Here is a 22,008-nt window from a genome sequence, read left to right as displayed (position 1 = left end):
CCGGCCGCCCTTCTCCGGCTCGCCGGCGCGGTCCTCGTCGAACAACACGACGAATGGGAAGCCGGGGACCGCCGCTACCTCTCCGAGGCCTTCATGGCCGAACTCAAGGCCATGAACACCACACCCGCCACGCCAATCGAGGAGGCGATTTTGCTTCCCGAACTCACGGCAGCATAATCAACTAACTGACCTGCACGGTGTCGAGAAAACTCCACCACTCAGCGGGACGTAACCCCCGTTGCCCTACCAGACGATAGCCCACCGGGCTTGGCATGAAAAGTACTGGTATCTAAAACGACCGATTTACGCGACAAAACACAAGCCCGGAGCGACGTCATTCGCTACATCGAGGGTTTTACCACAGCGGCGCCGTCTCTCCGCGCTCGGTTACCGGCGACCCAACGAAGTCCACTTTGGATCAACAGCCAGCCTTGGCCGCTTAGAAGAATCCACTAATTCTGCTGTCCGAAATCCCCGTAGCAGCTCAGTGGTCGTGCGTTTGAAGGCGCGCATCCGCTTGGGGTAACTGAGGCGGGCGAACGGCCAGAGGAAACGACGAGGTTCACGGCATCGGCCTGAACTCATCGGAAGAAGTGGGACGGGAAGACATGGGCACAATCCTTTCAAACTGTGTCTCACATCAGTAGTACACCTCATTACATGCTCGATCAGTATCGGGCCCGCGGCGATGATTCGATGGTCCGCAGGCTCGAACCGGCGCCGGCAAGCATGCAGGGCGGTCTCTCTGCAAGTTATCTTCGCCTGCGCGATGACGCTATGCCTCGGCTCGGGATCGGCACCACACGCGATATGCGTTCGGTGATCACCGGCGTGTTATTGCCCGTTTGGCGATGCCGCGCCTACACCGTCAGCGAAAAGATCAACATCAAGAGGGGCATGTCCTTTCCGTGGAAACGGACCTCACGCTTCAGATCGATGAGCTTGATATGCCTTTGTACTTCTTCACCGGCCTGTACGACTATACGGCGAACCATGATCATGCCCGGGACTATTTCGAGCTGATCAAGGCCCGGTCAAGGGCTTCCACACCTTCCATGACTCGGCCCACAGCCCGCTTTTCGAGGAACCGCGGCGTGCGCGGGAGATCCTGCTGCAGGACGTGCTCCAGGGAAGGAAGTCTCTCGCCGACTAAGCGACACGAGGTTTGACCAACCACAATGACCGCCGATCGAACAGGCGATACGGTTCAGCGGGCAGCCGGTTGCGACGGTCAGGTGGCGGCCGCTCAGGGCATGCCAGGTCGCTGCCCCGACCGTTGCGAGGTGCTGACGAGCACATCCTGGACTGGTCGGCGCAGGCTGTAGGGAAGCTTCGGACCGTGCCCGAACCGCACGGCGAGCTGCGCCCGTTCGTGGGTGAGACCCAGCCATGATTCGAACTCGCGGCGCAGTCCGGGTACTTCGATCGGTTGGTTGATGAAGGCGGAGCGGATGTCGAGCGCTTCGGCCTGGAGGGCGAAGCGCTGGTAGGCGCGGCCGGCTTCCATCCAGGACCGTTCGTCGTTGCCGCCGGTGACGAAGATCGCCACACCCGAGGAGCTGGCCAGGTGTTTCGCGTCGAGTTGTGCCTGGGCTCCGGCTCTGATCAGGAAGGGGGCCAAGAGCTTCCCGACCGGCGTCGGAACCGGTGGTTGGCCCGTCGTGAGCCCGGCGAGTCCGTCTCCACTGCGCAGAGCGGCGGCGGGGTTGAACCGGATCCAGGAGATGAGCTCGCGGCGGAAGGCCTTGTCGCTCAGTTGTTCGAGGTTGCCGCGCGTTACGAAACCCGTAACGGTTTCGATTCGCTCCCGGTCGCTGAGAAGGATGCACCGCACACCTCCGATTTTGCCGGCCTGCGCCAGGGCCGCGAGGTCTTCGCTGCTGATGGGCCGGACGTCGTATGGCCCCCGGGTGCACTGGCGTGTCTCGATCGCGGCCGAGAGCCTGGTCGGCCCGAAAGCGCTGGACGCTTCGAGGCGCACGACGATGACCTGCTCGGTACCGTCGAAGGAGACTCTGGCAGCGTAGCCTCGGGCGCCGGCTGCCTGGACGAGGTTTTCGGCCGCGCAGCCGAGACTTTTGAACAGGTGGGCGTCGTCGGGATCGACGACGGCGCAGCTGCGGGCGCGGTCAGGCTGGATCGTGATGACATCCGGGGTCACCAGGAACTTCCACGGCTGGGTGTTGTGGCTCGATGCCGCCAGCGAGGCCAGCCGGATCAGCTCCAGGCTGACTGCGGAGGTTGGGTCCGGCTGCCGGAGCGACGCGGCGGTGTGCTCATACACGTGCCTTCGAGACATGCTGGGCCTTTCGCGGGAGGGGAGTTGTCGGGTCCGTGGGCTTCAGGACGGCGGAGTCCTGGCCAGCACGGTGTTCGTCATGTATGAGACGAACTCGTCGGGTTGTTCGAACAGGGGCCGGTGTCCGGAGGTTGCCAGTTCGATGACGTCTTTGCCGGGCGCGTTGAGCACCCCGTACCACTCCCGGAATGGTTCGGCACGTCCGTCTGCTTCGTGCGTTCCTTGAACGAAGTAGACGGGTACCTCGAGCGTGGTGGCGGTTCTGCGGAAGTCGATGTCCTGGAGCTGGGGGTAGAGCGCGGCGAATGTATCCATGAAGGCGCCGAGAAGATGGATCTGGTCCACGAGGGTGTATTCGGGGACGATGAAGTTTTCGGAGAACCCGCCCGGCCCTTCGGAATTCCCGGCGCTGTCGTACGGGTAGACCTCGTGTTCGTACGACAGAGCGGTTTCGTAGTCGAGCATCCTGTCATACGGCGGGGCCTTGATCTCGCGGAGCCGGCCGACCAGAGCGGTATCGCCGTTCTTTGCGGCCCAGGCGAGGGTGTCCTCATAGAAGATGCGGTCGGTAACAACGGGGCTGACCATCTGCCCGGTGCCGATGAAGGCCCGGTAGAGTTCGGGCGCCCTTTGCGCCGCGAGCACGCCGAGCAGGGATCCCCACGATTGACCCAACAGGTAGATTTTGTCCTGGTTGAAGCGGGCCCGGAGGTGGTTGGTGACTGTGATCGTGTCGGCGATGGAGCTCTCCAGGGTGAGCGTGGCGGTCGGGTCGAGGGCGGGGTAGGAGGTGCCGGTTCCCCGCTGGTCCCAGGTGGCCACGACGAACGACTCCTCGAGCTTGGGAAGGTGATTGCGCATTGCGCCTAGTTCAGAACCCCCCGGCCCGCCGGCTAGGAACAGCAGCACCGGGTTCTCGACGCTCGCCCCGCGCAGCATCAGGCCGAGGCCCTTGCCGCCCGCGTCGACGGTGCTGAGTTCGGCGATGCTGCCGCCCCGTGGTTGACCGCCGGCGTCAAGGATGGGAGCCGTGGCCGCCGGACGGGAGAGGAGTATCCCGAGTCCGATGAGCGCCACCGTCGTGACCGCTGCGACTGTACGGCGGAAGTACAGGACGACCGTGGCGCGGCGGGCCCCGGCCGGCTGCCCGTCACGGCGTCGGGCACTACCGGCCCCGAAGGCTGCCCCGAGGACCATGGGCACAAGCCCGACGACGCTGTGGAAGCCGCGTCCGACGATGAACGCCAGAATACCGTAGGTGCTGGTGGTCACGCCGTCGACAGTCGGGCCGTCGGTCCCGAGGCGGGTTACCTCGAACACGGCGGCGAACACGGCCGGGGCGAGCAGCATCGCCCAGCGCGAACCGAGAACCCGCCCCGAGACGATTCCCACCATGAGCGCGATGACCATGGTCGCGAGCGACTCGAGGCTCGTCAGAGGTCCACGGGGGATCCACCAGCCCGCCACGAGCCCCCACATCCCGCTCACCGCGATGACGACGCCGGTCAACGCAAGCGCCCGCAACGGCACGGGTGACCGGGCTGGAAGCCGTCCCGTTTTTCCCTGCCATGCCTGCTGTTTGGTCCAGGGCATCTGCGCCTCCCTGTCGGCAGATTCCACGTGCTCGACGTACCTAGGGTGCTGCCCCGGTCGGGACGCCGGCAAGGGGCCAAAGCCCCCGCCTGCCTAACGTGGGACCGCACGGACAGAGGCACGCACTGGCTGCCGAGCTGCCCGGCAGGGAGACCGTCTGGTTGCGATCGACCAAGTCCTTTCGCCGTTAGGATCTGGTCACAACCGCCCATCTACGCCAAGGTTGACCTGGTCGTGCGGTGATTGGCTACTGCAGTGGAGCTGCTATGAGCATGACGTATCGGCTCACTTTTGGCTGGTCGATGGACTAGTTAGCTGAGGGCCTGCTTCAGAGCCCCAGATTGTCTTGTCCTGGGTCGTCGCCCACCTCCGCCCGAGCACCCGGAAAGCATTGCCTTAGAACTCCCTGTCCAGGGTCCCGGCTCGAGAAGCCGGCAAGGTCCGCACGCACACGGATCAAGACCGTACTCTCGCCGGCCAGGTCCCTTAGGGAGATCCGGAGACTGAACCTGCGGTGTCCGGTTGAAACGGATGGCCAGTAGTGCCGTCGCGGGAGGGAATACGGCTGCGTAGCCGATGACTCCGATGTTGCGCAGCTGCATGTCACCGGTGATGACACCCCTGAGTCCGGCAATCGCGAGGCTGCCGCTGATAATCATCAGCGCCCTTGGGCGACGCCGTTGGCGGAACCGGTCCAAGGCACCCAGGTGTCGAACAACATGAGTCCTGGGCCGTTCCACGCAGGGGTTCTGGCGGTCCTTGTCGCCGGCGTCGCTGCCTGGTGCTGGCGCGTACCGGACGCCCGCCGGGATTTTCGGGTTCGTCATGTCGGTTTCCGCCAGTTCCAGCATGAGATGAATGAAAGGAGGTAGATGGCCGCGATGACGATTCTTTTGGCAGACGAAGATATTGAACGGGCACGAAGTCCGTCGCTGCGGCGCGGTGGTCTCGGAGTGGGAACAGCGCGAGTCGGGCGATGCCGATGGTGTTTTGGCCTATTCGGTTGTCTGGGGGAGCGGCTGCCTACGGCGGACCGGGTACCGCCCCGTGGGGTCTCTTCTGGGTGTTCACCCTTATTCTCCTTCCCTTGGGTTTTTGCGTTCACTACTTCATGGTGGCCAGGGCCGCGTACAACATGATTTGCTGACTATTCTTTAGATCGACCGAGGGTTTCGGCCGGTCCGGAATTTCCGCTCTGATGCCTGTTCATGCAGGACTGCGGAGGGAACGGCATGACATGGCAACTGATCGGGAGCAGATCATGAGCTCGCTGAGCCTCAACCAACCCAAGGAAATCACCGAAAGGTCGGTCGCATAACTCCCATTGGTATCGTGTCACGGGGGTGTAGTTCAGTCGCTGGCCCCCATCCGGGCGCTCATGCACAGCGGTAGCGCCGTGCGGCCTTTTAGGCGGCTTTCCCAGGGGAGGCGGCTGCGGAGCTGTCCAGTGTCTCCGCGATGATCTGGACGATGTGGCGGGAGCCGCGGCCGGACAGATCCGCTACCTGGGTCCGGCAGGAGAATCCGTCGGCCAGGATTGCCCGGTCCGGGGCATCGGCGATCTTGCCCAGAATGCCCTGTTCAGCAATGGCGACAGAGATTTCATAGTGGCCTTTTTCCATCCCGAAGTTTCCGGCAAGACCGCAGCATCCACTGGAGATTTCCACGTCGCAGCCCATGGAGTTCAGCAACTCCAGATCCTTCCCGTACCCCATGATGGCGCTTTGATGGCAGTGAGGCTGCGCCAGAATCCGCTCCGCGCTGGTGGGCGGTTGCCAGTTGATGGACGTCAGGAATTCCGACACGGTCTGGGTCCGGGCGGAGACCTGCGCGGCGCGTTCGTCGTCGGGCAGCAATTCGAGCAGGTCCGAGCGGAGCACCGCCGTGCAGGACGGTTCGAGTCCGATGACGGTCCTGCCGTCGGCTACATGCGGGTGCAAGACGTCCAGAGTCTTGCGGAGGGCGGCCTTGGCCGCGGTCAGCTGTCCTGTCGAGATAAGTGTCAATCCGCAGCATGCACCGGGGCCGGCAATTTCAATGTCACATCCCGCGGCCTGCAGTACCTTAATCGCGGCAACGGGGACATCGGGGCTCAGTGCGTCGGAGAACGAATCCACCCAGAGCAGGACCCGGTGGGGAGTGGCCGCTGTGTGCCGTCGGGCGCCGCCGTCCGCCACCGGCACCCGCTCTGTGTTCAGAATTGCGGGAAGAAGCTTCACCATGGAGCGGAACGGCGCGCGGGGAAATGTGGGCAGGGACCGGCGGTGATCCGCGCCGGCCAGCCTTAGCATGGTCCGGCGGAGGAGCCCGATAGAGGCAACCTTGTTGACCACGGGGCCCACCGGTCCGATCAGTCCCAGCCAGGTGGGCAGCCGGCCGAGGGTGTAGTGGCTGAGCGGACGCAGGCGGCCCTTGTAACTCTGGTGCAACGCCTCCGATTTGTACATCGCCATGTCGATGCCGGTGGGGCAGTCGCTGGCGCAGGCCTTGCAGCTCAGGCACAGATCGAGGGCCTCGTGGACCTCCGGGGACTTCCAGGACATGTCCACGATGCCGCCGTTGAGCATTTCCTGCAGGACGCGGGCCCGGCCCCTGGTTGAATCCTTTTCATCCTTGGTGGCGAGGTAGGAGGGGCACATGAACCCGCCTTCCTCCCGGAGATCGGCCCGGCACTTTCCCACGCCTACGCAGCGGTGCAGCGCATTGGTGATGTTGCCGCCGTCGTGGGCAAACGCGAAACCATCTGTGGCCAGCAGGTTGCCGGCTTGCGGGCGGCGCAGGTGCGCGTCGAAGGGGTCAGGTTTGATGATGACACCCGGGTTGAAGATGTCCTGGAGGTCGAAGAGTGCCTTGAACCCGGCCATCGCGGCCAGGGCCCGGGGCGAATACATGGTTTTCAGCAGTTCGCCGCGCGCCCGGCCATCGCCGTGTTCGCCCGAGAGTGAGCCGCCGTACTTGGCGACGAGGTCCGCCGCGGCCGTCAGGAAGCGGCGCATCACCTGGGCGTCATTCTCCAGCGGGAAGTCGATCCTGACGTGGACGCAGCCGTCACCAAAGTGGCCATAGGCCAGCCCTGTCACGTTTTCGCGGGTCATGAGCTGTTCAAGATCGCGAAGGTAGTCGCCCAGATGTTCGGGCGGGACGGCGGAATCCTCCCAGCCCGGCCAGGCCTGGTTCCCGGCTGAGGTTCTCCCGGCCAGGCCGGCCCCGTCGGCCCGAATCTGCCATAACCGTTTGGCCTCCGGTCCGGCCGGAAGGATCATTGAGTCGATTGCGCCCGCGTCCAGGACCATCCGCTCTGCGGCAGCCACAGCCTCCTCCGACGTCGCTCCGCCCACCTCCACCATGAGCCAGCCCTTCCCCGCCGGCATGTTGGGGACTGCGTGCTCGCCTTTGGCGTTGCGGATCACGTTGACCAGCTGCGCGTCCAGTCCCTCCAGGGCCAGCGGATGGTGCGGAAGCAGGCTGGGAACCGCGTCGGCCGCAGCCGGCATATCCGGATATCCCAACACGGCCAACGCCGGGGCAGCCGCCTGCGGAACCAGCCGGACCTCGGCCTCCAGGATGATGCCGCAGGTTCCTTCCGTCCCGGTCAGGGCAGCGGCCAGGTTTCCGCCGTTCTCGGGTAGGAGGTGCTCGAGGCTATAGCCCGAGATTTGGCGGCCGAACCGGCCGAATTCCAGCCGAAGGACGTCCAGATTGGCGGTGATGAACTCATCGAGTCCGGGGACCCGGGCCGTGGTGTCCTTGCCCGAGCCCAGCTCCACCACTTGGCCCGACCCGGTCAGCCAGCGCAGCCGGCGCACGTTATCCGCCGTCCGCCCGTACGAGAGTCCGTGGGGGCCACACGCGTTATTGCCGATCATGCCGCCGATGGTGCACCGGGTGGACGTGGACGGGTCCGGCCCGAACCGCAGCCCGTGGACGGCGGCTGCCCGCTGCAGGTCACTGAGGACGACGCCGGGCTGGACCACCGCGGTCCGGTTTTCCGCATCGATGCTGATGATCTGGTTCATGAACCTGCTGAAGTCCAGCACCAGTCCGGGTCCCACCGCGTTGCCGGCGCACGACGTGCCGGCCCCGCGGCCGGTGACAGCCAGTCCGTGCCTGCGGGCAATCCTGACCGCTTCGACAACGTCTTCCGCATTCTTGGGCATGACCACCACCTGGGGCATCACACGGTAGTTGGAGGCATCCGTAGCGTATTCCGCGCGCCGACGGCTGCCGCTGTCCACGATGCCCGCCACTGCTGCGGTGAGTTCTTCGACAATCTGGTCAATCTCCATGCGTGGTGCTCTTCCTTGTCCCTGCGGCGGTGCGTGGTGGGAGGTTAGTATTTCAGGGGCTTGCCGCGCAGCTCCATGGCGCGGCGGACGCGGCTTTGTGCCAGCGAACGGGCGGCGTGGTGGGTGGTGGAATCCAGTTTCTGCGCCTCCGCCAGCACGATGGCCGTGTTTGCTCGAAGCTTATGGGAGACCGTGGTGAAGATCTGGTCGGTCTCGGGACGGAACGGCGAGTACCGGGACTCCATGGCAAAGGCGGCACTGACGACGCCGCCGGCGTTGGCGACAAAGTCGGGCACTACCGTCACGGAGGCGGCGCGCAACGCCTGCTGTGCCGCGGCATTCGTGGGGAGGTTCGCGCCCTCCACCACGAGCTTGGCCGAGATGCCGCCCACGTTTCCCTCATGGATGACATCCTGCAGGGCGGCAGGGATGGCGATTTCGGCGTCGACGAACAACTCGGTGCCAGCCGGTACAGACAGCTCCGGGAACTCTTTGACCAATCCGTCGCCGAGCCGCGACCGCATGGCCAGCAGCCTGGGGATGTCCAGTCCGGCGGGATCGTGGAGCGCGCCCTCAGCGGTGGAAATCGACACGACGCTGTAGCCGAGCTCGTGAAGCCGGGCAGCGGTGGCATGGCCAACAGCGCCGAAACCTTGGATGGCCACGCGCTGGCCCTGGAGTCCGATGGTTGCGGCGGCCTCATCCGTGACTTCAGCGACGCCGTAGCCTGTGATGCCCAGTAGGTCGTAGGGTACGCCGCCGAGGTCGTGCGGGGTTCCGACCGCGGCGCCGCGGTCGCCCAATTCATCGATGATGATGGCCGCATCGTTTTCCGTCAGCCCCATGTCCAGGCCAAAGACGTACTCGGACGGGACCTCATTGCTCAGGGCCCGGACGAAGGAGCGGAGGATTGCTTCCTTGTGGGGTGAGTTGGGGTCGGCGCGGATGCCGGCTTTGGCTCCACCGAAGAACAGGTCGACGCCGGCCCACTTCCAGGTCATGACCCGGGCCAGGCGGGCAATCTCCTCGACTGTGACGCCCGGCTGCATCCGGGTACCGCCCTTGCCTATGCCGCGGGCGGTGTTGTCGATGACCAGGACGCCCCTCATTCCCGTTTTTGCGTCGCTGACCGAAATGATCTTTTCCGGTCCCCATTCATCCATCATGTCGAGCAGACTGGTCATCGCTGGGTACTCCTTGTGTGCTGGCGGTTGAGTGATGTGGCTGAGGACGGCAGGCGGAGACGATGCCGGACCGGCTGGCACCGTCTCCGCCGGGGTTTCTAGAGGAACTTCACTCCCTGGGCGAGCGGAAGCTGTCCCGAGTAGTTGACGGTGTTGGTCGCTTGGCGCATGTAGACCTTCCAGGAGTCAGACCCGGACTCGCGGCCGCCACCGGTTTCCTTCTCGCCGCCGAAAGCGCCGCCGATTTCGGCCCCAGAGGTGCCGATGTTGACGTTGGCGATGCCGCAGTCCGATCCGCTGGCCGACATGAAGCGTTCGGCCTCGGCCTGGTCGTTCGTGAACACGGCCGAGGACAAACCCTGGGGGACGTCGTTTTGGATGGCGATGGCGTCGTCGAAGTCCGTGTAGGTCATCACGTAAAGCAGCGGGGCAAACGTCTCGTCCTTGACGACGGCGGTCTGGGCCGGCATCCGGACGATCGCTGGCTCCACGTAGTAGGCGCCGGGCTCGTCCTCTGCGTTTACACGCCCGCCGCCGCAGAGGACGGTACCGCCCTGTTCCTGTGCAGACTCTAGGGCGTTCTGCATGCCATCGAAACTGGACTTGTTGATCAGCGGCCCGATCAGGTTCTCCTCGTCCAACGGGGTCCCGATCCGCAGCGTGGCGTAGGCACCGACAAGCTTGTCCGTCAACTCGTTAACGATCGATTCGTGCACAATCAGGCGGCGCATGGACGTGCAGCGCTGGCCGGCGGTTCCAACGGCTGCGAAGACAATGCCGCGCAGGGCCAGATCGAGATCGGCCGACGGCGCGATGATGGCGGCATTGTTCCCGCCCAGTTCGAGCAGAGCGCGGCCGAATCGGCCAGCTACGCGGGGGGCGATTTCCTGGCCCATCCGGACCGAGCCGGTGGCGGAGAGCAGTGCAACGCGCGGATCATCGACGATGACTTGACCGCCGGAACGATCGGCCAGGACCAGCTTGTGCAGGTCCTGGGGAGCCCCAACGTCCGTGACGGCGCGGGCCAGCAGTGCATCGGCGGCCAGCGCGCTGAGCATGGTCATCCCCGAGGGCTTCCAGACGATCGTGTCACCGCACACCAGAGCCAGCGCCGTATTCCAGGAGTAGACCGCAACCGGGAAGTTGAAGGCGGAAATGACCCCGACAACGCCGAGCGGGTGCCAGGTCTCCATGAGTCGGTGTCCGGGGCGCTCGGAGGGCATGGTCTTGCCATAGAGCTGGCGGGACAGGCCAACCGCAAAGTCGCAGATATCAATCATTTCCTGGACTTCGCCCAGAGCCTCGGACTGGATCTTGCCCGCCTCGGCGGTCACGATCCTGGCCAAGTCCTCTTTGTGTTCGGTCAGCAGCTCGCCCCAGCGTTTGACCAGGTTGCCGCGGAGCGGCGCGGGGACATCACGCCACGTTTTGAACGCCTCGTGCGCCTGACCAATCATCGTGTCGATGTCGGCCGGTGTGTTAATCGGCAAAGTCATCAAGACTTCGCCGGTGAGCGGCGAGGACGCCTCGTGGGGGCCGCCGAGGGCATCAACGTTGACGCCGCAGGCTTCCAGCGCGTCGCGGACGATCGTTGCCAGTTCGGACGTTTGGGTCAGAGTTTCAGTCATCGTGATCTCCTGTGGTTGTTTGGTCTGGTGGGCTGGTTAGTGAGTGACGGTGATGTTGAGGCGGTGGGCCAGGGCCGCGATCGATTCGTCCTGCTGCCGCTGGTAGAGATCGTTCGGGTCGTGGACTTCGGAACCGACAATCTGGGACATCCGGTGGATGTCGTAGTTGGTTCCGACCTGGTCCTCGTCCTTGGAACCCTCCTCGGTCAGGTTGGACTGGAAGATCCCGGCGGCCGAGCGGGGGAGGAAGTCCTCATAGACGATCGGTTCCGGGACAGCGATTCCGGCTTCAACGAGATCGGTCAGGGAAGCCGTGCCGGTCAAGGGTGCGCTGCCCACGGCGTTTTCGTCGAGGCGGTAGGTGAAGAAGGCCAGTCCCTTCAGGGCCAGCTCCTTCTCGGTGCGGGGAAGGTGCTCCGCCCACACCTGGGCGGCGACCTGGACGCGCGTCGTTCCGGTCGGGGCCAACGCCAGCAGGGCGTCGGATTCGGCGACCATACGGTCGTAGAGATCCCGGCCCGCCACCGTCAAGGCAATTCCGCGGGCCTCGACTTCTCCGAAGCGCACCCTCAGCTCACCCTCGCTGGTGGACCCGTCGGCGTAGCGGAACACCCGGTTTTCACCGAGCGCCCGGAAGGAAGTCTGGCGCAGCAGCAGATCCGGGCCATCCCAGCGCGGCGGTCCTTGGATCTCATCAATCATGCTGATGCCGCGCGCCTGCATGCGCTGGTACAGATCATCGATATCCAGCACCCGTGGTGTGAGGTGGTTGATATGCGTGGTGGAAACCCCGCCGATGTCGGAGGCGACGGCGGAGACTGCTTCCAGCTTCTTGTACCACTCGTAGTCCACGGGGTCCCCGGAGAGTTCAAAGGCCGCGGTGGCCAGCTCCAGCAGCCGGTCGGCGTCGTCCGCGTCAAGGCCGCCGCCCGCGACGGCCTTGTCCGCTAAGTTGAGCAGTTCCGCACCGAACAGCTGCCGGGCGCCGATGAATTCGGCCAGCTCGGCGCGCAGTTCGCGGTCAAAGAACCGCGGATCTTCGGCAGCCAGCATGGAAGTGAAAACACGGAACGGGTTCTTTGCGAGTTCAGTGCCGTCGATCGGGCGGAAGGCGGTCGAGACCACGGGCACGGAGCTTGAGGATGCGTCGCGAAGGTCATAGAAGCCGACCGGGAACATGCCGAAGGCCGCAAAGATGCGGGCAACCTGGGCCATCTCCCTCGGGGAGCCGACGCGGATGGCGCCGTGGCGCTCTGCCGTCACCCGTGAAATGCTGCCCAGCCTCTCAGCCTCGGCACCGTGCTTGGCGGCGTACGCTTCGTTTACTTCGGTGGAAACCTCGACGAGCGTGTTGTACGCGGGAACTTCCCTGCCGTACATGGCGGAGAGCCGCCGAGCGAACTCGGCTCGAAGTTCCCAGGTTTCAAGGGTAGTCATGGCGTGGGTCCTTTCAAGAATTTCTTGGTGGATCGTGATGGCGGGACGGAGCGGCGCGGCGGCGTTCCGCGCTAGATGATGTGCACTTCCTGAATGAGCTGGTCGGCGGTGTGGAAACGATCGGCGGAGAACGAGGCGTGGTCCATGAAGGATTCCCGGTCCAGGTAGAGGTCCCGGACGAGTTCTCCGACAGCGGGCCCTTGCAGGAAGCCGTGGCCGGAGAATCCTGTGGCGTAGTAGAAGCCTCCAACTGAGTTGGACGCACCGATGAGGGCATTGTGGTCCGGCGTGTTCTCATACAGTCCGGCCCAACCACGCTCAAGGTCCGGAGCCGCCAGGGCGGGGGCGCAAACGCGGGCGGCTGCGTTGAACTCCGGCAGCCATTCGTGTGTGAAGTCACGGCCGAATCCAGGCTCCTGGTTGGAGTTGGAGATGCCAAGGAGCATGCCGTTGCGGTAGTTGTGGAAGTACAGAGTGGTCGACAGATCCAGCGTGAACGGCACGGTGGGCATGGGCGAACTCATCTGGCGGGTCATGCCGATCTGACGCCGCACCGGGACAACTGGCAGACTTACATTGACCATTTCGCCCACACGTTGGGACCAGGCGCCGGCACAGCAGATGACGGCCTCGGTGGTGATGGTGCCTCGATTGGTGCTCACCGAAGTGATGTTTCCGCCTGAAGCGGCGACATCCATGACTTCCGTGTGCTCAAGAATGCATACGCCCAAGGCGGCTGCAGCGTCCGCATAGGCCCGGACCACTTTCCCCGGCTCTGCGAAGCCATCCTCCGGCGAGAACGACGCGCCGATGAGGGCTTCCTGGCGCAGGAAGGGATTGATTTCGACTGCCTCGGCGGAAGAAATCATTCGGCTGTTGCTGCCGAGACTGTTTTGGATGACGGTGCTGCGCTCACAGTCGAGGATTTCGGATTCGCTGCGGCACAGGAACAGGTAGCCGACTTTGCGCAGTCCGATGTCGGTGGAGAATCGCTGACCGAAGCCCTCGAAAGCCCGCAGGCTGCGCTGGCCCAAGACAATGTTCGCAGGATCCGAGAACGTCGCCCGCACGCCGCCGAGCGGCTTGGAAGATGATCCTTCGCCCAGATCGGACCGATCAACGAGGACTATGTTGCGGACACCGGCTTCGGCCAAATGGAACGCGATGCTGGTTCCCATGATGCCGCCACCGATGATGACGACGGCTGCCTGCGAAGGCTGCCGGGTTCCGGCGGGAAGCTGGAGCGAGACCACATTTGACATTGATCGTCCTGTCTCAATTGCGGAAGCATACCCACCGCTCTGTGGGTATCAACTATCGGTAACGGGTTATATATAACCATCCTCAGGCAGGATGTGATCTACGTCAAGCAATTTTTTTGCAGGATTTCTGTGGCGGCACGCGGCGCCGCTCGTGGTGCGCCAGCGCTGGCAGGCGTGGCGCCGAGGACGACCCGCGGCGAGGGTGTCCCGGTTAGGGCAGTGAGTAGCTGAGGTGTTCGACCATAAGGGACTCGGTGAGCTTCCGGTCGCCAGCCAGCAGTGCGGCCAGAATGGGTCCGTGCTCGGCGGCGCTGGTGGCGAGCAGTCCGCGTTCGGCCAAATGGTAGGAACCGCTGATTCGGCTTTGGTCCCGGAGGTTCTCAATGATTTTTGTCATCCGGGTGTTGCCCAGGAGTTCAACGATGGACAAGTGGAACTGCTGGTCCCGTTCCAGGTAGTCGACCATTTTGTCGGGCCTGGCGGCGGCCAGGGCGGCGTCGTTCAGTGCCGCAAGGCGACGGGCATCGGCGGGGGAGACGCCCTGTTCGGCAACCAGGCCCACGGCCGTGACTTCGATGAGCATGCGAAGGTCGTATACCTCCTGCTGGTCCTTCGGGCTCATTTCCACGACGCGGAACCCGCGGTTCCGGACCACCTCGAGCAACCCTTGTTCACTCAATGCCATCATGGCTTCGCGGACAGGGCTGTTCGAGACGCCGAGCTGGCTGGCCAGGGCGTTGGCTGAATAGATCTTGCCGGGCTGCATGTCCCCGGACATGAGGGCACGTCGAACAATCGAGGTTGCCTCGTCCTTGAGAGTGAGCCGGCTTTCGCCTAACTCGGAAATCCCGGCAAAGACTTCTCGCTGTTCCTGCATTTTGCTCCTAGGGCAGTGGTCCTCTTGGCTAACACTAATTCACAACACGTCGGCACCCGGGACAGTCTCGACGATTGCGGACTTGTTTCAACATGATCCGCAGATATTGATGCTTGACATCCCTTGTGAATCCATGGAGATTGGTAATCGACAATCGATAGTGTGTCATACATCACTAATTACGCCGATGTGCATCGAGTCGTTGGACACCCAAAAACTCCAGCTCTGATCAAAGGGGATCATCATGAACACTCGTAAAATCCTGGTGGGCGGCACGTCCATTGCCCTGCTGGCGCTCTCGCTGTCCGCTTGCGGCGGTGCAGCCGAGAGCTCCGTTTCGAAGAGCTGCCAGCCCGAATCAACATTCAAGACGATTTCCGCCGGCTTCCTCACCGTTGCCGCGCCGGAGTTCCCCCCGTTTGCTTCCAACAAGGACGGAAAGCTCACGGGTGTCGACGCCGACATCATCAAGGAGTTCGCCGCCAAGAACTGCCTCGACATCAAGGTCGAACCGACGTCGTACGCGGGAACCATCCCGGCCGTCCAGAGCGGACGCGCCGACGTGGCCATCGGCTGCTACTACCGCACCGCTGCCCGGGCCGAGATTGTGAGCCTGTCTGATCCGGTCTACACCGATGAGATGGGGATCGTTTCCGAGTCCGGCGTCAAGGACATCAAGGACCTCGAAAGTATGAAGGTGGGCACCGTCGACGGTTACCTGTGGGTCCCGGACATGAAAAAGGTCATGGGCGCAAACCTGACCATCTACCCCAGCGCCGTGGAGATGCAGGCCGATCTCAAGGCCGGACGCGTCCAGGCCGGTATCGACGGATTCGGTTCCGCCGTCCAGATGTACAAGGCCGATGCCAAGTACAAGGTTGTGGGCGCCAGCGCGGACCCCCGCGTCATTGCCTCCAAGGAACCTGCCCAAATCGGATTCCCTATGAGCAAGGACAACGCGGAGATGACCAAGGCCGTGAATACTTCCATCAAGTCCATGAAATCGAGTGGAAAGATCGCGGACGTCGTGAAGACCTACGGCCTGCCCCAGTCGGCCGTCGAAACCGGCGAACCGCGTCTGGTGAAGTAGGACGCAGCCCGCAAGAACGTCCGGCTTTGTGACTGAAGGATCGATTCCATGGATTCAACAATCAACCCTGCGGGGCGTCAGCCGTCGGCACCCGTCTTTCTCGACGGCGCCACCATAACGTCGGCACTGACGGCGCGCGAGGCGGCGGCCGCCATGGAATCGGTCCTGGCGGCCGGGTTCGATCCCGAAATGAGTGAGCCAAGGACCCGGGTCGAAACGGACAGCGGCACTTTCATGCAGATGCCGGCGAGCAACGGCCAGTACGTCGGAACCAAACTCCTGACCATCACGCCGGGCAACGCGACGTCGGCGTCCCCGGTAATCCAGGGACTCTATGCACTGTTCGGCGGCGCCGACCAGCGGCCCTTGGCCGTGCTCGACGGCGTGGCGCTGACCGAACTGCGGACGTCGTCGGTGTCCGTCATGGGGGCCATGCTCCTGGCCCCGCCAGGCCCGAAGCGCCTCGTTGTATTCGGCACCGGGGTGCAGGCCTGGGCCCACATCCTGGCATTTGCCGAGCTCTTTGAGCTGCAAAGCGTGGACATTGTCGGCCGTAATCCGGAGGCAGCGGAGCGGCTTGTGAACAAGGCCGAAGGAATCGGCCTGGCTGCCGCCGTCGGCGTTCCGGCAGCGGTGCGGGAGGCGGATCTCGTCATTTGCGCCACGGCGTCGCCGACCGCCCTTTTTGACGGAGCCCTGGTCAAGGCATCCGCCGTCGTGGTGGCCATCGGCTCGCATGACCGGGAGCACCGCGAGCTCGATGACGATCTCCTCGCCAGGGCCACGGTTTGCGTGGAGTCGCGGGACTCCGCCGGACGTGAGGCCGGCGACGTCATGCAGGCCATGGAATCGGGTGCCATCGCCGGGCCCGAACAACTGATCACCCTGGCGGACCTGGTTTCGAAACGCCGGGAGGTGGCCGCGGACCGTCCGTCCGTGTTCAAGACCACCGGCATGCCCTGGGAGGACCTTGCGGTGGCCACCGCCCTCTACGAAGCCTGCACCGGCACGACTATGAGAAATGGAACAACTGATGATTGAGCCGAATATCCGCACGGCAACGCCCGTGGTCCAGGTGACGAATCTTGCCAAGGCCTACGGTTCGAACGTGGTTCTCCGCGACGTCTCCCTGTCCGTGCCGGAGGGATCCGTCACGGCCATGATCGGGCCCAGCGGCGCCGGGAAGAGCACCGTCCTGCGGTGCATGAACTTGCTGGAGCAGCCGGACAGCGGCGAAATAGAGATCGACGGGCATCGCATCAATGCCGGCAGGAAGCCCAACCCCAAGAATCTCGCAGCCCTTCGCCGCAGTGCCGGCATGGTCTTCCAGCACTTCAATCTCTTCCCCCACATGACGGTTCTACGGAATATCAGTCTGCCCCAGGAGCGGGTTCTTGGGCGCAGCCGCGACGAGGCCAACGAGAAATCCATGGAGCTGCTCAAGCGCATGGGGCTGGCCGAGAAGGCCGACCAGTATCCGTCGAGGTGCTCCGGCGGCCAGCAGCAGCGCATCGCCATTGCCCGGGCACTGGCCCTTGGCCCCAGGGTGATGTTGTTTGACGAACCAACCTCTGCGCTGGATCCCGAAGTCGGGGTCGAAGTCCTCGAAGTCATGAAGGAGCTCGCGTCCACCGGCATGACGATGGTCGTAGTGACCCACGAGATGGCATTTGCGGGCAACGTCGCGGACGAACTGGTGGTGATGGCGGACGGCGGAATCATCGAGAAAGGCGAGCCCGGGCAGATCCTGCAGGATCCGCAACACGACCGCACCCGCCGGTTCCTCCGTGCCGTGTTGGAGCGCTGAACCGTGGAAATGCTCCGGGCTATTGCCATCGGCTTGCCGCTCACAGTCCTCGTGACGATCCTGGCCCTGATGATCGGTTCGGTGCTGGCGCTGCCCATCGTTGCCGGGCTCCGGAGCCGGAACCGGATCCTTTGGCTGATGTCGCGCTTGCTGGTTGACCTGCTGCGTGGCGTCCCGCCTGTGGTGTGGCTGTTTATCCTGTACTACGGCGTCTCCATCGGCGCCATCCGCCTCACGGCGCTGCAGGCCGGCGTCCTGGGCCTTGGCGTGGTGGCGGCGGCTTATCTCGCGGAAATCTTCCGCGGCGCCATCTCGTCAATTCCCAAGGGCCAGTGGGAGGCCAGCTCGGCGCTGGGATTTCACCGCGCCACGGTCTGGAGCCGAATCATCGGTCCGCAAACGGCACGGGCCGTCGTCCCGGCCTACACGACTTTTGCCATTGGGCTGCTCAAGGATTCCTCCATCGCCTCATCCATTGGCGTAGCTGAGATCGTTTTCATGTCCAGCCAATATGCCCGGCAGTCCGGTGAGGGCATCATGGTGTTCTTTGTGGCTGCGGGTGTCTACATAATATTGAGCGTTCCCCTGGGACTGCTCTCCAGGCACCTTGACATCAAGATGCGGAAGGCGGTGGCCCGATGAACAACCTGGTCGATGTCGCGATCCAATATGGACCAACACTCTTTGACGGACTCAAGGTCAGCCTCACCCTGACCCTCCTGAGCCTGGCCTTCGGCTTGCCCCTGGGTCTGGTGTTCGCCTTTGGCGTGACAGCCCGCAACACGACCTTCCGCTACCTGTCGGTGTTTTTCGTCGAAGTGGGCCGTGGCGCGCCGGCACTGGTGCTCCTACAGCTCATGTACTACGGTCTCCCGAACGCCGACATCACCCTCAGCTCCATGGCCTCGGCATGTGTGGCCCTGACCTGGACGACGGCGGCCTACAGTGCCGAGCTGATCCGAGGTGGCATCCAATCGGTGCCGCCGGGTGAAGTCGAAGGCTCCCATGCGCTGGGCATGAGCTATCGAGACTGCTTGCGGTTCGTGGTCATCCCGCAGGGACTACGCATCGCCCTTCCTTCGCTGATGGGCTTTGCAGTACTCCTGTTTCAGGCCACGTCTTTGGCGTATTCGGTAGCAGTGCCGGAACTCATGAGCCAGGCGTATTCGATTGGCTCCTCCACGTTCCAGTATCTGCCGGTCTTCATCGTCGCCGGCCTTATGTACGCGGCCATCTCGATCCCCGCAACGTGGCTGTCCGTCTATGCGGAACGCATGCTGAGCCGGCACCTGTAGCCGATGTCAGCGACCACTCAGACGAAAACGCCGCAATCAGCCATAGTCATCGGTGCCGGCATCGTTGGCTTGTCGACGGCCTGGCACCTGCAGCAGCAGGGAGTGTCAGTCACAGTCATCGACAGAGTGGGGCCAGCCGCCGGAGCGAGCTGGGGCAACGCCGGCTGGGTAACCCCGGGCATGGTCATGCCTCTGGCTGAACCGGGCGCCTGGAGGTACGCCCTGCAGAGCCTGACCGACCCCGATGCCCCGCTGCACGTGCCGCTTCGGTTCGACCCGCAGCTATGGAAGTTCCTCCTGCGTTTCGCCGCCAACATGAACGCCCGGAAGTGGCAGCGAACCATGTCAGCGCTCCAGCCCATCACGAGGACTGTGGAGGAGTCCTTCGCCGAGCTGAAAGCACATGGCGTTGCCTCACCGGTCGTTGCAGCCCCCTACGTTGCAGGCTTCCGCAGCGCCAAGGCCGCCGCAGCGTTCCGGACCGAACTCGAACACCTCCACGCCATGGGCCAGCGCATCGGGGTGAGCACCCTGGCCGACGGGAACCGTCCGGCAGTGCTCTCCGACGCCGTGGTGCACAACCTGGAAATATCCGGACAGAGTTATCTTGATCCGGGTGACTTTGTCTGGGACCTTGCCCGGGCCTTCAAAGCGTGCGGGGGCCAGATCATGGAAGGCACCGGTGTAAATTCCGTTGACTCCGGCCCTACGTCGGCAGCCGTGAGGACTGACGACGGAACCCTCCTCACGGCCGACGTCGTCATCCTTGCCACCGGCGCCTGGCTGCCCAAGCTGGCTAGCAAGTGGGGCTTAAGACTCGGGGTCCAGGCGGGCCGAGGCTACTCGTTCACCGTCGACGGCGATTGCCTGCCGAAGGGGCCCCTGTACTTTCCGGAACAACGGGTTGTCTGCACGCCCTACCAGGGGGCGCTTCGGATCGCGGGAACAATGGAGTTCCTTGACCCTGACGAGCCTCTGGATCCTGCCAGGCTCGAATCCGTGGCAAGAGCAATTCGTCCACTGCTGCAGGGTATCGACTGGTCCTCACTACGCGACGGGTGGGTCGGTTCGCGCCCGATCACACCCGACGGGCTCCCCATCGTTGGCCGTCTGGCGTCGGACAGAATTTACGCGGCAGGGGGACACGGTATGTGGGGGATAGTTTTGGGACCGGCAACGGGCCAGCTGCTCGCCGCACAGATCCTCACCGGTGAAACACCGCAAGAAATTGCGGCGTTCAATCCGTTGCGCACGTAAGAGAGTCTTCAGGGCTACATCCCGCTTACAGCAAGAACGAAGGGCACACTCATGCGAATACTCGTCATTGGCGCCACCGGAACTGTGGGGAAAAACGTCGTGCGGGCGCTGTCCACACACCACGACAAGGTCGGTCAAGGGCACCTGGAAATCATCAGCGCGTCACGCTCATCAACTGAACATCCAGTTGACTGCCGGGACGATGCCAGCGTCGCGGCACTCTTTGACAAGGTAGGGACGGTGGACGCGGTGGTCAGCACCATTGGCGGAGCCAAGTGGGCGTCGGCAACCGATGCGAGCCTGGAAACTTACGCGTCGACAGTGAACGGCAAGCTGCTATGCCAGGTCCGCATCACCCTGGCAGCCCGTGGCCATGTCCGGCCCGGCGGGTCCATAACGTTGACAAGCGGGATCGTGGGAAATTTTGCCTTCCCGGGTGGCTCACCCAGCGCAATCGCCAATATCGGTCTGGACGCCTTCGTCAAGAGTGCTGCCGCCGAGCTGCCGCACATGCGGTTGAATACCGTCAGCGCCACGGTGCTGGAAGAATCCGCCGATGCGTATGCGGCGGTGTTTCCCGGTTTCTCCGCCGTCCCTGGCGCGGTGGCGGCGGCGGCCTTTGTTCGCAGCGTCTACGGTTCCGAGACTGGGCAGACGATCCGAGCCTGGTCCTAGCCAAGAACGTGATTTGGGGGAAACGGGGCCACAGAGCAACTGCCCGATGACGAGGGCTCAACTGCATTAGTCAACCGCGAGCGGGTGCATCCCTGCCCGGATCAGTTTGTGATGAAAGGCCGAGCGACCTCCAGTCCTGCGCGGTCCGCCCACGCACCCGCCGTGAGCGAAGGTATGGCCCGGTTGCTGTCGTTGGGGGAGTCCTACGGCTGGGTCAACTTTGTCAAGACAAAGAAGCGCCGCAACCTGTCAATGCGGGGTGCGGCAGATTGGGGGAGGCCTTTGATGGGGAGAATTGGGGGTGTGCACAATGTGCACACCCTGGGTTCCGGTCTGGGTCGTACTGGTGCCGGACTGGCCCGTATTCCGGATGTTTCGACGGGAGTCCAGTGTTCGCAAGGGCTGGAACCCGGTTCGAGTCCCACCTCGGGCACAGTGTTTCCTCAGGTCAGCGGCTTTTTGGTTGATTTTTCGTGTGGACAGTGTCCACACTCACGCCTCTGATCTGAGGTTCCGGGTGTGTGGGGTCCCGGATTGACCTATTTGGTTGTGTGGGGGAGCGGCTGGCTACGGCGGACCGGGTACCGCCCTGCGGGGTCTCTTCTGCGTGTTCATCCTCGTTCGTCCTTCCGTCGGATTTTCGCGCTCACTACTTCATGGTGGCCAGGGCCGCTCACAACATGATTTGCTGAATATTCTCTAGACCGACCCAGAGTTGCGGCCGGTCCGGATTTTCCGCTCTCACACCTGTTTATGCAGGACTGCGGGGGGAACGGCATGACATGGCCACTGATCCGGAGCTGATCATGATTCGCTGAGCCTGGCCAGTCGGCAGGCGCGGCCGGCTTCGAGGGCGAGTTCCAGGAACTGGTGGGCTTCTGTCATGGCCTTCCCACCAGCTACCCCGCCGCCGCAGCCATGATTTTTCCCGTCATCGCCCCATTCGGCTTCTGGTTATCCGGCGTCGCTGTCCTCGCTGTCCTCGCTGTTTTGGCGGTGGGAGTTGGCCACGTTGCCCTCAATCACATCCCGACGATCTCTGCCTCCGCGGCGTCAACGCATGCTGGGCGGGCAGCGCGGCAACGACGCAGGCCAGATCTTTACCGATCGCCTGTGCGATCGTGGCGGTCCCCTGAGCCTGGGCGCTCTCCGCAAGGGACGGAAGCGAGGACGGTTTGACCGACATCAACAAACATCGATGATGGTGCCCGGTGCGCGGGTAGCTGTCTCTGGGCCCCGGTAGAGATCTGTGCGTCTGCGATGACTGGATTGCTGCCGTCAGACCCTACAGTGGCCGCATTCGAATACAGAACCGCGT

At 63.6% G+C, this 22,008-nt stretch carries 15 protein-coding genes and 1 pseudogene; 8 read left to right on the top strand and 8 right to left on the bottom strand.

Annotation, left to right across the window (positions count from 1 at the left end; translation table 11 throughout):
• Positions 1-177, top strand: a pseudogene (locus tag ACZYZ3_RS18275) (IS256 family transposase); the annotation flags it as partial.
• Positions 178-1,246: 1,069 nt separating this feature from the next.
• Here the strand turns inward: ACZYZ3_RS18275 and ACZYZ3_RS18270 are convergent.
• From ACZYZ3_RS18270 to ACZYZ3_RS18235, 8 genes are all read right to left on the bottom strand, one after another.
• Positions 1,247-2,284 (bottom strand): Acg family FMN-binding oxidoreductase, encoded by a 1,038-nt coding sequence (locus tag ACZYZ3_RS18270; protein WP_463965216.1) that lies wholly within the window; start codon positions 2,282-2,284, stop codon positions 1,247-1,249.
• Positions 2,285-2,341: 57 nt separating this feature from the next.
• Positions 2,342-3,892 carry an alpha/beta fold hydrolase gene (locus tag ACZYZ3_RS18265; protein WP_463965215.1) on the bottom strand — a complete coding sequence of 517 codons (1,551 nt, stop codon included), beginning with the start codon at positions 3,890-3,892 and terminating at the stop codon, positions 2,342-2,344.
• Positions 3,893-5,298: 1,406 nt separating this feature from the next.
• Entirely contained in the window at positions 5,299-8,178 is a 2,880-nt protein-coding gene (locus ACZYZ3_RS18260; RefSeq protein WP_463965214.1) for an FAD-binding and (Fe-S)-binding domain-containing protein, read from the bottom strand.
• 44 nt (positions 8,179-8,222) lie between these two features.
• On the bottom strand, positions 8,223-9,362 hold the full coding sequence (locus ACZYZ3_RS18255; protein ID WP_463965213.1) for a Glu/Leu/Phe/Val family dehydrogenase: 1,140 nt from the start codon (positions 9,360-9,362) through the stop codon (positions 8,223-8,225).
• Between the two features lie 98 nt (positions 9,363-9,460).
• Complete coding sequence (gene amaB / locus ACZYZ3_RS18250; RefSeq protein WP_463965212.1) at positions 9,461-10,990, bottom strand: L-piperidine-6-carboxylate dehydrogenase; 1,530 nt, start codon at positions 10,988-10,990, stop codon at positions 9,461-9,463.
• Positions 10,991-11,026: 36 nt separating this feature from the next.
• Positions 11,027-12,427, bottom strand: a complete 1,401-nt coding sequence (gene hglS / locus ACZYZ3_RS18245) for a 2-oxoadipate dioxygenase/decarboxylase (RefSeq protein ID WP_463965211.1) — start codon at positions 12,425-12,427, stop codon at positions 11,027-11,029.
• 71 nt (positions 12,428-12,498) lie between these two features.
• Positions 12,499-13,689, bottom strand: a complete 1,191-nt coding sequence (locus tag ACZYZ3_RS18240; protein WP_463965210.1) for an NAD(P)/FAD-dependent oxidoreductase — start codon at positions 13,687-13,689, stop codon at positions 12,499-12,501.
• Between the two features lie 211 nt (positions 13,690-13,900).
• A complete protein-coding gene (locus tag ACZYZ3_RS18235) occupies positions 13,901-14,566 on the bottom strand; it encodes a GntR family transcriptional regulator (protein WP_463965209.1) in 666 nt (221 codons plus the stop codon).
• A gap of 244 nt (positions 14,567-14,810) precedes the next feature.
• Here ACZYZ3_RS18235 and ACZYZ3_RS18230 point away from each other — a divergent pair, with 244 nt between their 5' ends.
• From ACZYZ3_RS18230 to ACZYZ3_RS18200, 7 genes are read left to right on the top strand one after another with little or no spacing between them, the layout of a single operon-like run.
• A complete protein-coding gene (locus tag ACZYZ3_RS18230; RefSeq protein ID WP_463965208.1) occupies positions 14,811-15,656 on the top strand; it encodes a substrate-binding periplasmic protein in 846 nt (281 codons plus the stop codon).
• Positions 15,657-15,704: 48 nt separating this feature from the next.
• Entirely contained in the window at positions 15,705-16,697 is a 993-nt protein-coding gene (locus ACZYZ3_RS18225; RefSeq protein ID WP_463965207.1) for an ornithine cyclodeaminase family protein, read from the top strand.
• Complete coding sequence (locus ACZYZ3_RS18220) at positions 16,690-17,463, top strand: amino acid ABC transporter ATP-binding protein (protein WP_441400704.1); 774 nt, start codon at positions 16,690-16,692, stop codon at positions 17,461-17,463. Before ACZYZ3_RS18225 ends, ACZYZ3_RS18220 begins: the two co-directional genes overlap by 8 nt.
• Before the next feature lie 9 nt (positions 17,464-17,472).
• Complete coding sequence (locus ACZYZ3_RS18215) at positions 17,473-18,105, top strand: amino acid ABC transporter permease (RefSeq protein WP_463965218.1); 633 nt, start codon at positions 17,473-17,475, stop codon at positions 18,103-18,105.
• A complete protein-coding gene (locus ACZYZ3_RS18210; protein WP_463965206.1) occupies positions 18,102-18,758 on the top strand; it encodes an amino acid ABC transporter permease in 657 nt (218 codons plus the stop codon). Before ACZYZ3_RS18215 ends, ACZYZ3_RS18210 begins: the two co-directional genes overlap by 4 nt.
• A 3-nt stretch (positions 18,759-18,761) precedes the next feature.
• On the top strand, positions 18,762-20,015 hold the full coding sequence (locus tag ACZYZ3_RS18205; RefSeq protein WP_463965205.1) for an NAD(P)/FAD-dependent oxidoreductase: 1,254 nt from the start codon (positions 18,762-18,764) through the stop codon (positions 20,013-20,015).
• A 51-nt stretch (positions 20,016-20,066) separates the two neighbouring features.
• On the top strand, positions 20,067-20,690 hold the full coding sequence (locus ACZYZ3_RS18200; protein WP_463965204.1) for a short chain dehydrogenase: 624 nt from the start codon (positions 20,067-20,069) through the stop codon (positions 20,688-20,690).
• Positions 20,691-22,008 lie beyond the last annotated feature (1,318 nt).

It is taken from the genome of Pseudarthrobacter linnaei, assembly GCF_055412825.1.
The sequence above is the reverse complement of the archived record's forward strand: the minus strand, read 5'-3'. Positions and strand labels throughout refer to the sequence as shown.

Coding starts and splice junctions, on each gene's coding strand:
- ACZYZ3_RS18265 (WP_463965215.1), bottom strand. CDS start 3,892: ATGCCCTGGACCAAACAGCAGGCATGGCAGGGAAAAACGGGACGGCTT.
- ACZYZ3_RS18260 (WP_463965214.1), bottom strand. CDS start 8,178: ATGGAGATTGACCAGATTGTCGAAGAACTCACCGCAGCAGTGGCGGGC.
- ACZYZ3_RS18255 (WP_463965213.1), bottom strand. CDS start 9,362: ATGACCAGTCTGCTCGACATGATGGATGAATGGGGACCGGAAAAGATC.
- amaB (WP_463965212.1), bottom strand. CDS start 10,990: ATGACTGAAACTCTGACCCAAACGTCCGAACTGGCAACGATCGTCCGC.
- hglS (WP_463965211.1), bottom strand. CDS start 12,427: ATGACTACCCTTGAAACCTGGGAACTTCGAGCCGAGTTCGCTCGGCGG.
- ACZYZ3_RS18240 (WP_463965210.1), bottom strand. CDS start 13,689: ATGTCAAATGTGGTCTCGCTCCAGCTTCCCGCCGGAACCCGGCAGCCT.
- ACZYZ3_RS18235 (WP_463965209.1), bottom strand. CDS start 14,566: ATGCAGGAACAGCGAGAAGTCTTTGCCGGGATTTCCGAGTTAGGCGAA.
- ACZYZ3_RS18230 (WP_463965208.1), top strand. CDS start 14,811: ATGAACACTCGTAAAATCCTGGTGGGCGGCACGTCCATTGCCCTGCTG.
- ACZYZ3_RS18225 (WP_463965207.1), top strand. CDS start 15,705: ATGGATTCAACAATCAACCCTGCGGGGCGTCAGCCGTCGGCACCCGTC.
- ACZYZ3_RS18220 (WP_441400704.1), top strand. CDS start 16,690: ATGATTGAGCCGAATATCCGCACGGCAACGCCCGTGGTCCAGGTGACG.
- ACZYZ3_RS18215 (WP_463965218.1), top strand. CDS start 17,473: ATGCTCCGGGCTATTGCCATCGGCTTGCCGCTCACAGTCCTCGTGACG.
- ACZYZ3_RS18210 (WP_463965206.1), top strand. CDS start 18,102: ATGAACAACCTGGTCGATGTCGCGATCCAATATGGACCAACACTCTTT.
- ACZYZ3_RS18205 (WP_463965205.1), top strand. CDS start 18,762: ATGTCAGCGACCACTCAGACGAAAACGCCGCAATCAGCCATAGTCATC.
- ACZYZ3_RS18200 (WP_463965204.1), top strand. CDS start 20,067: ATGCGAATACTCGTCATTGGCGCCACCGGAACTGTGGGGAAAAACGTC.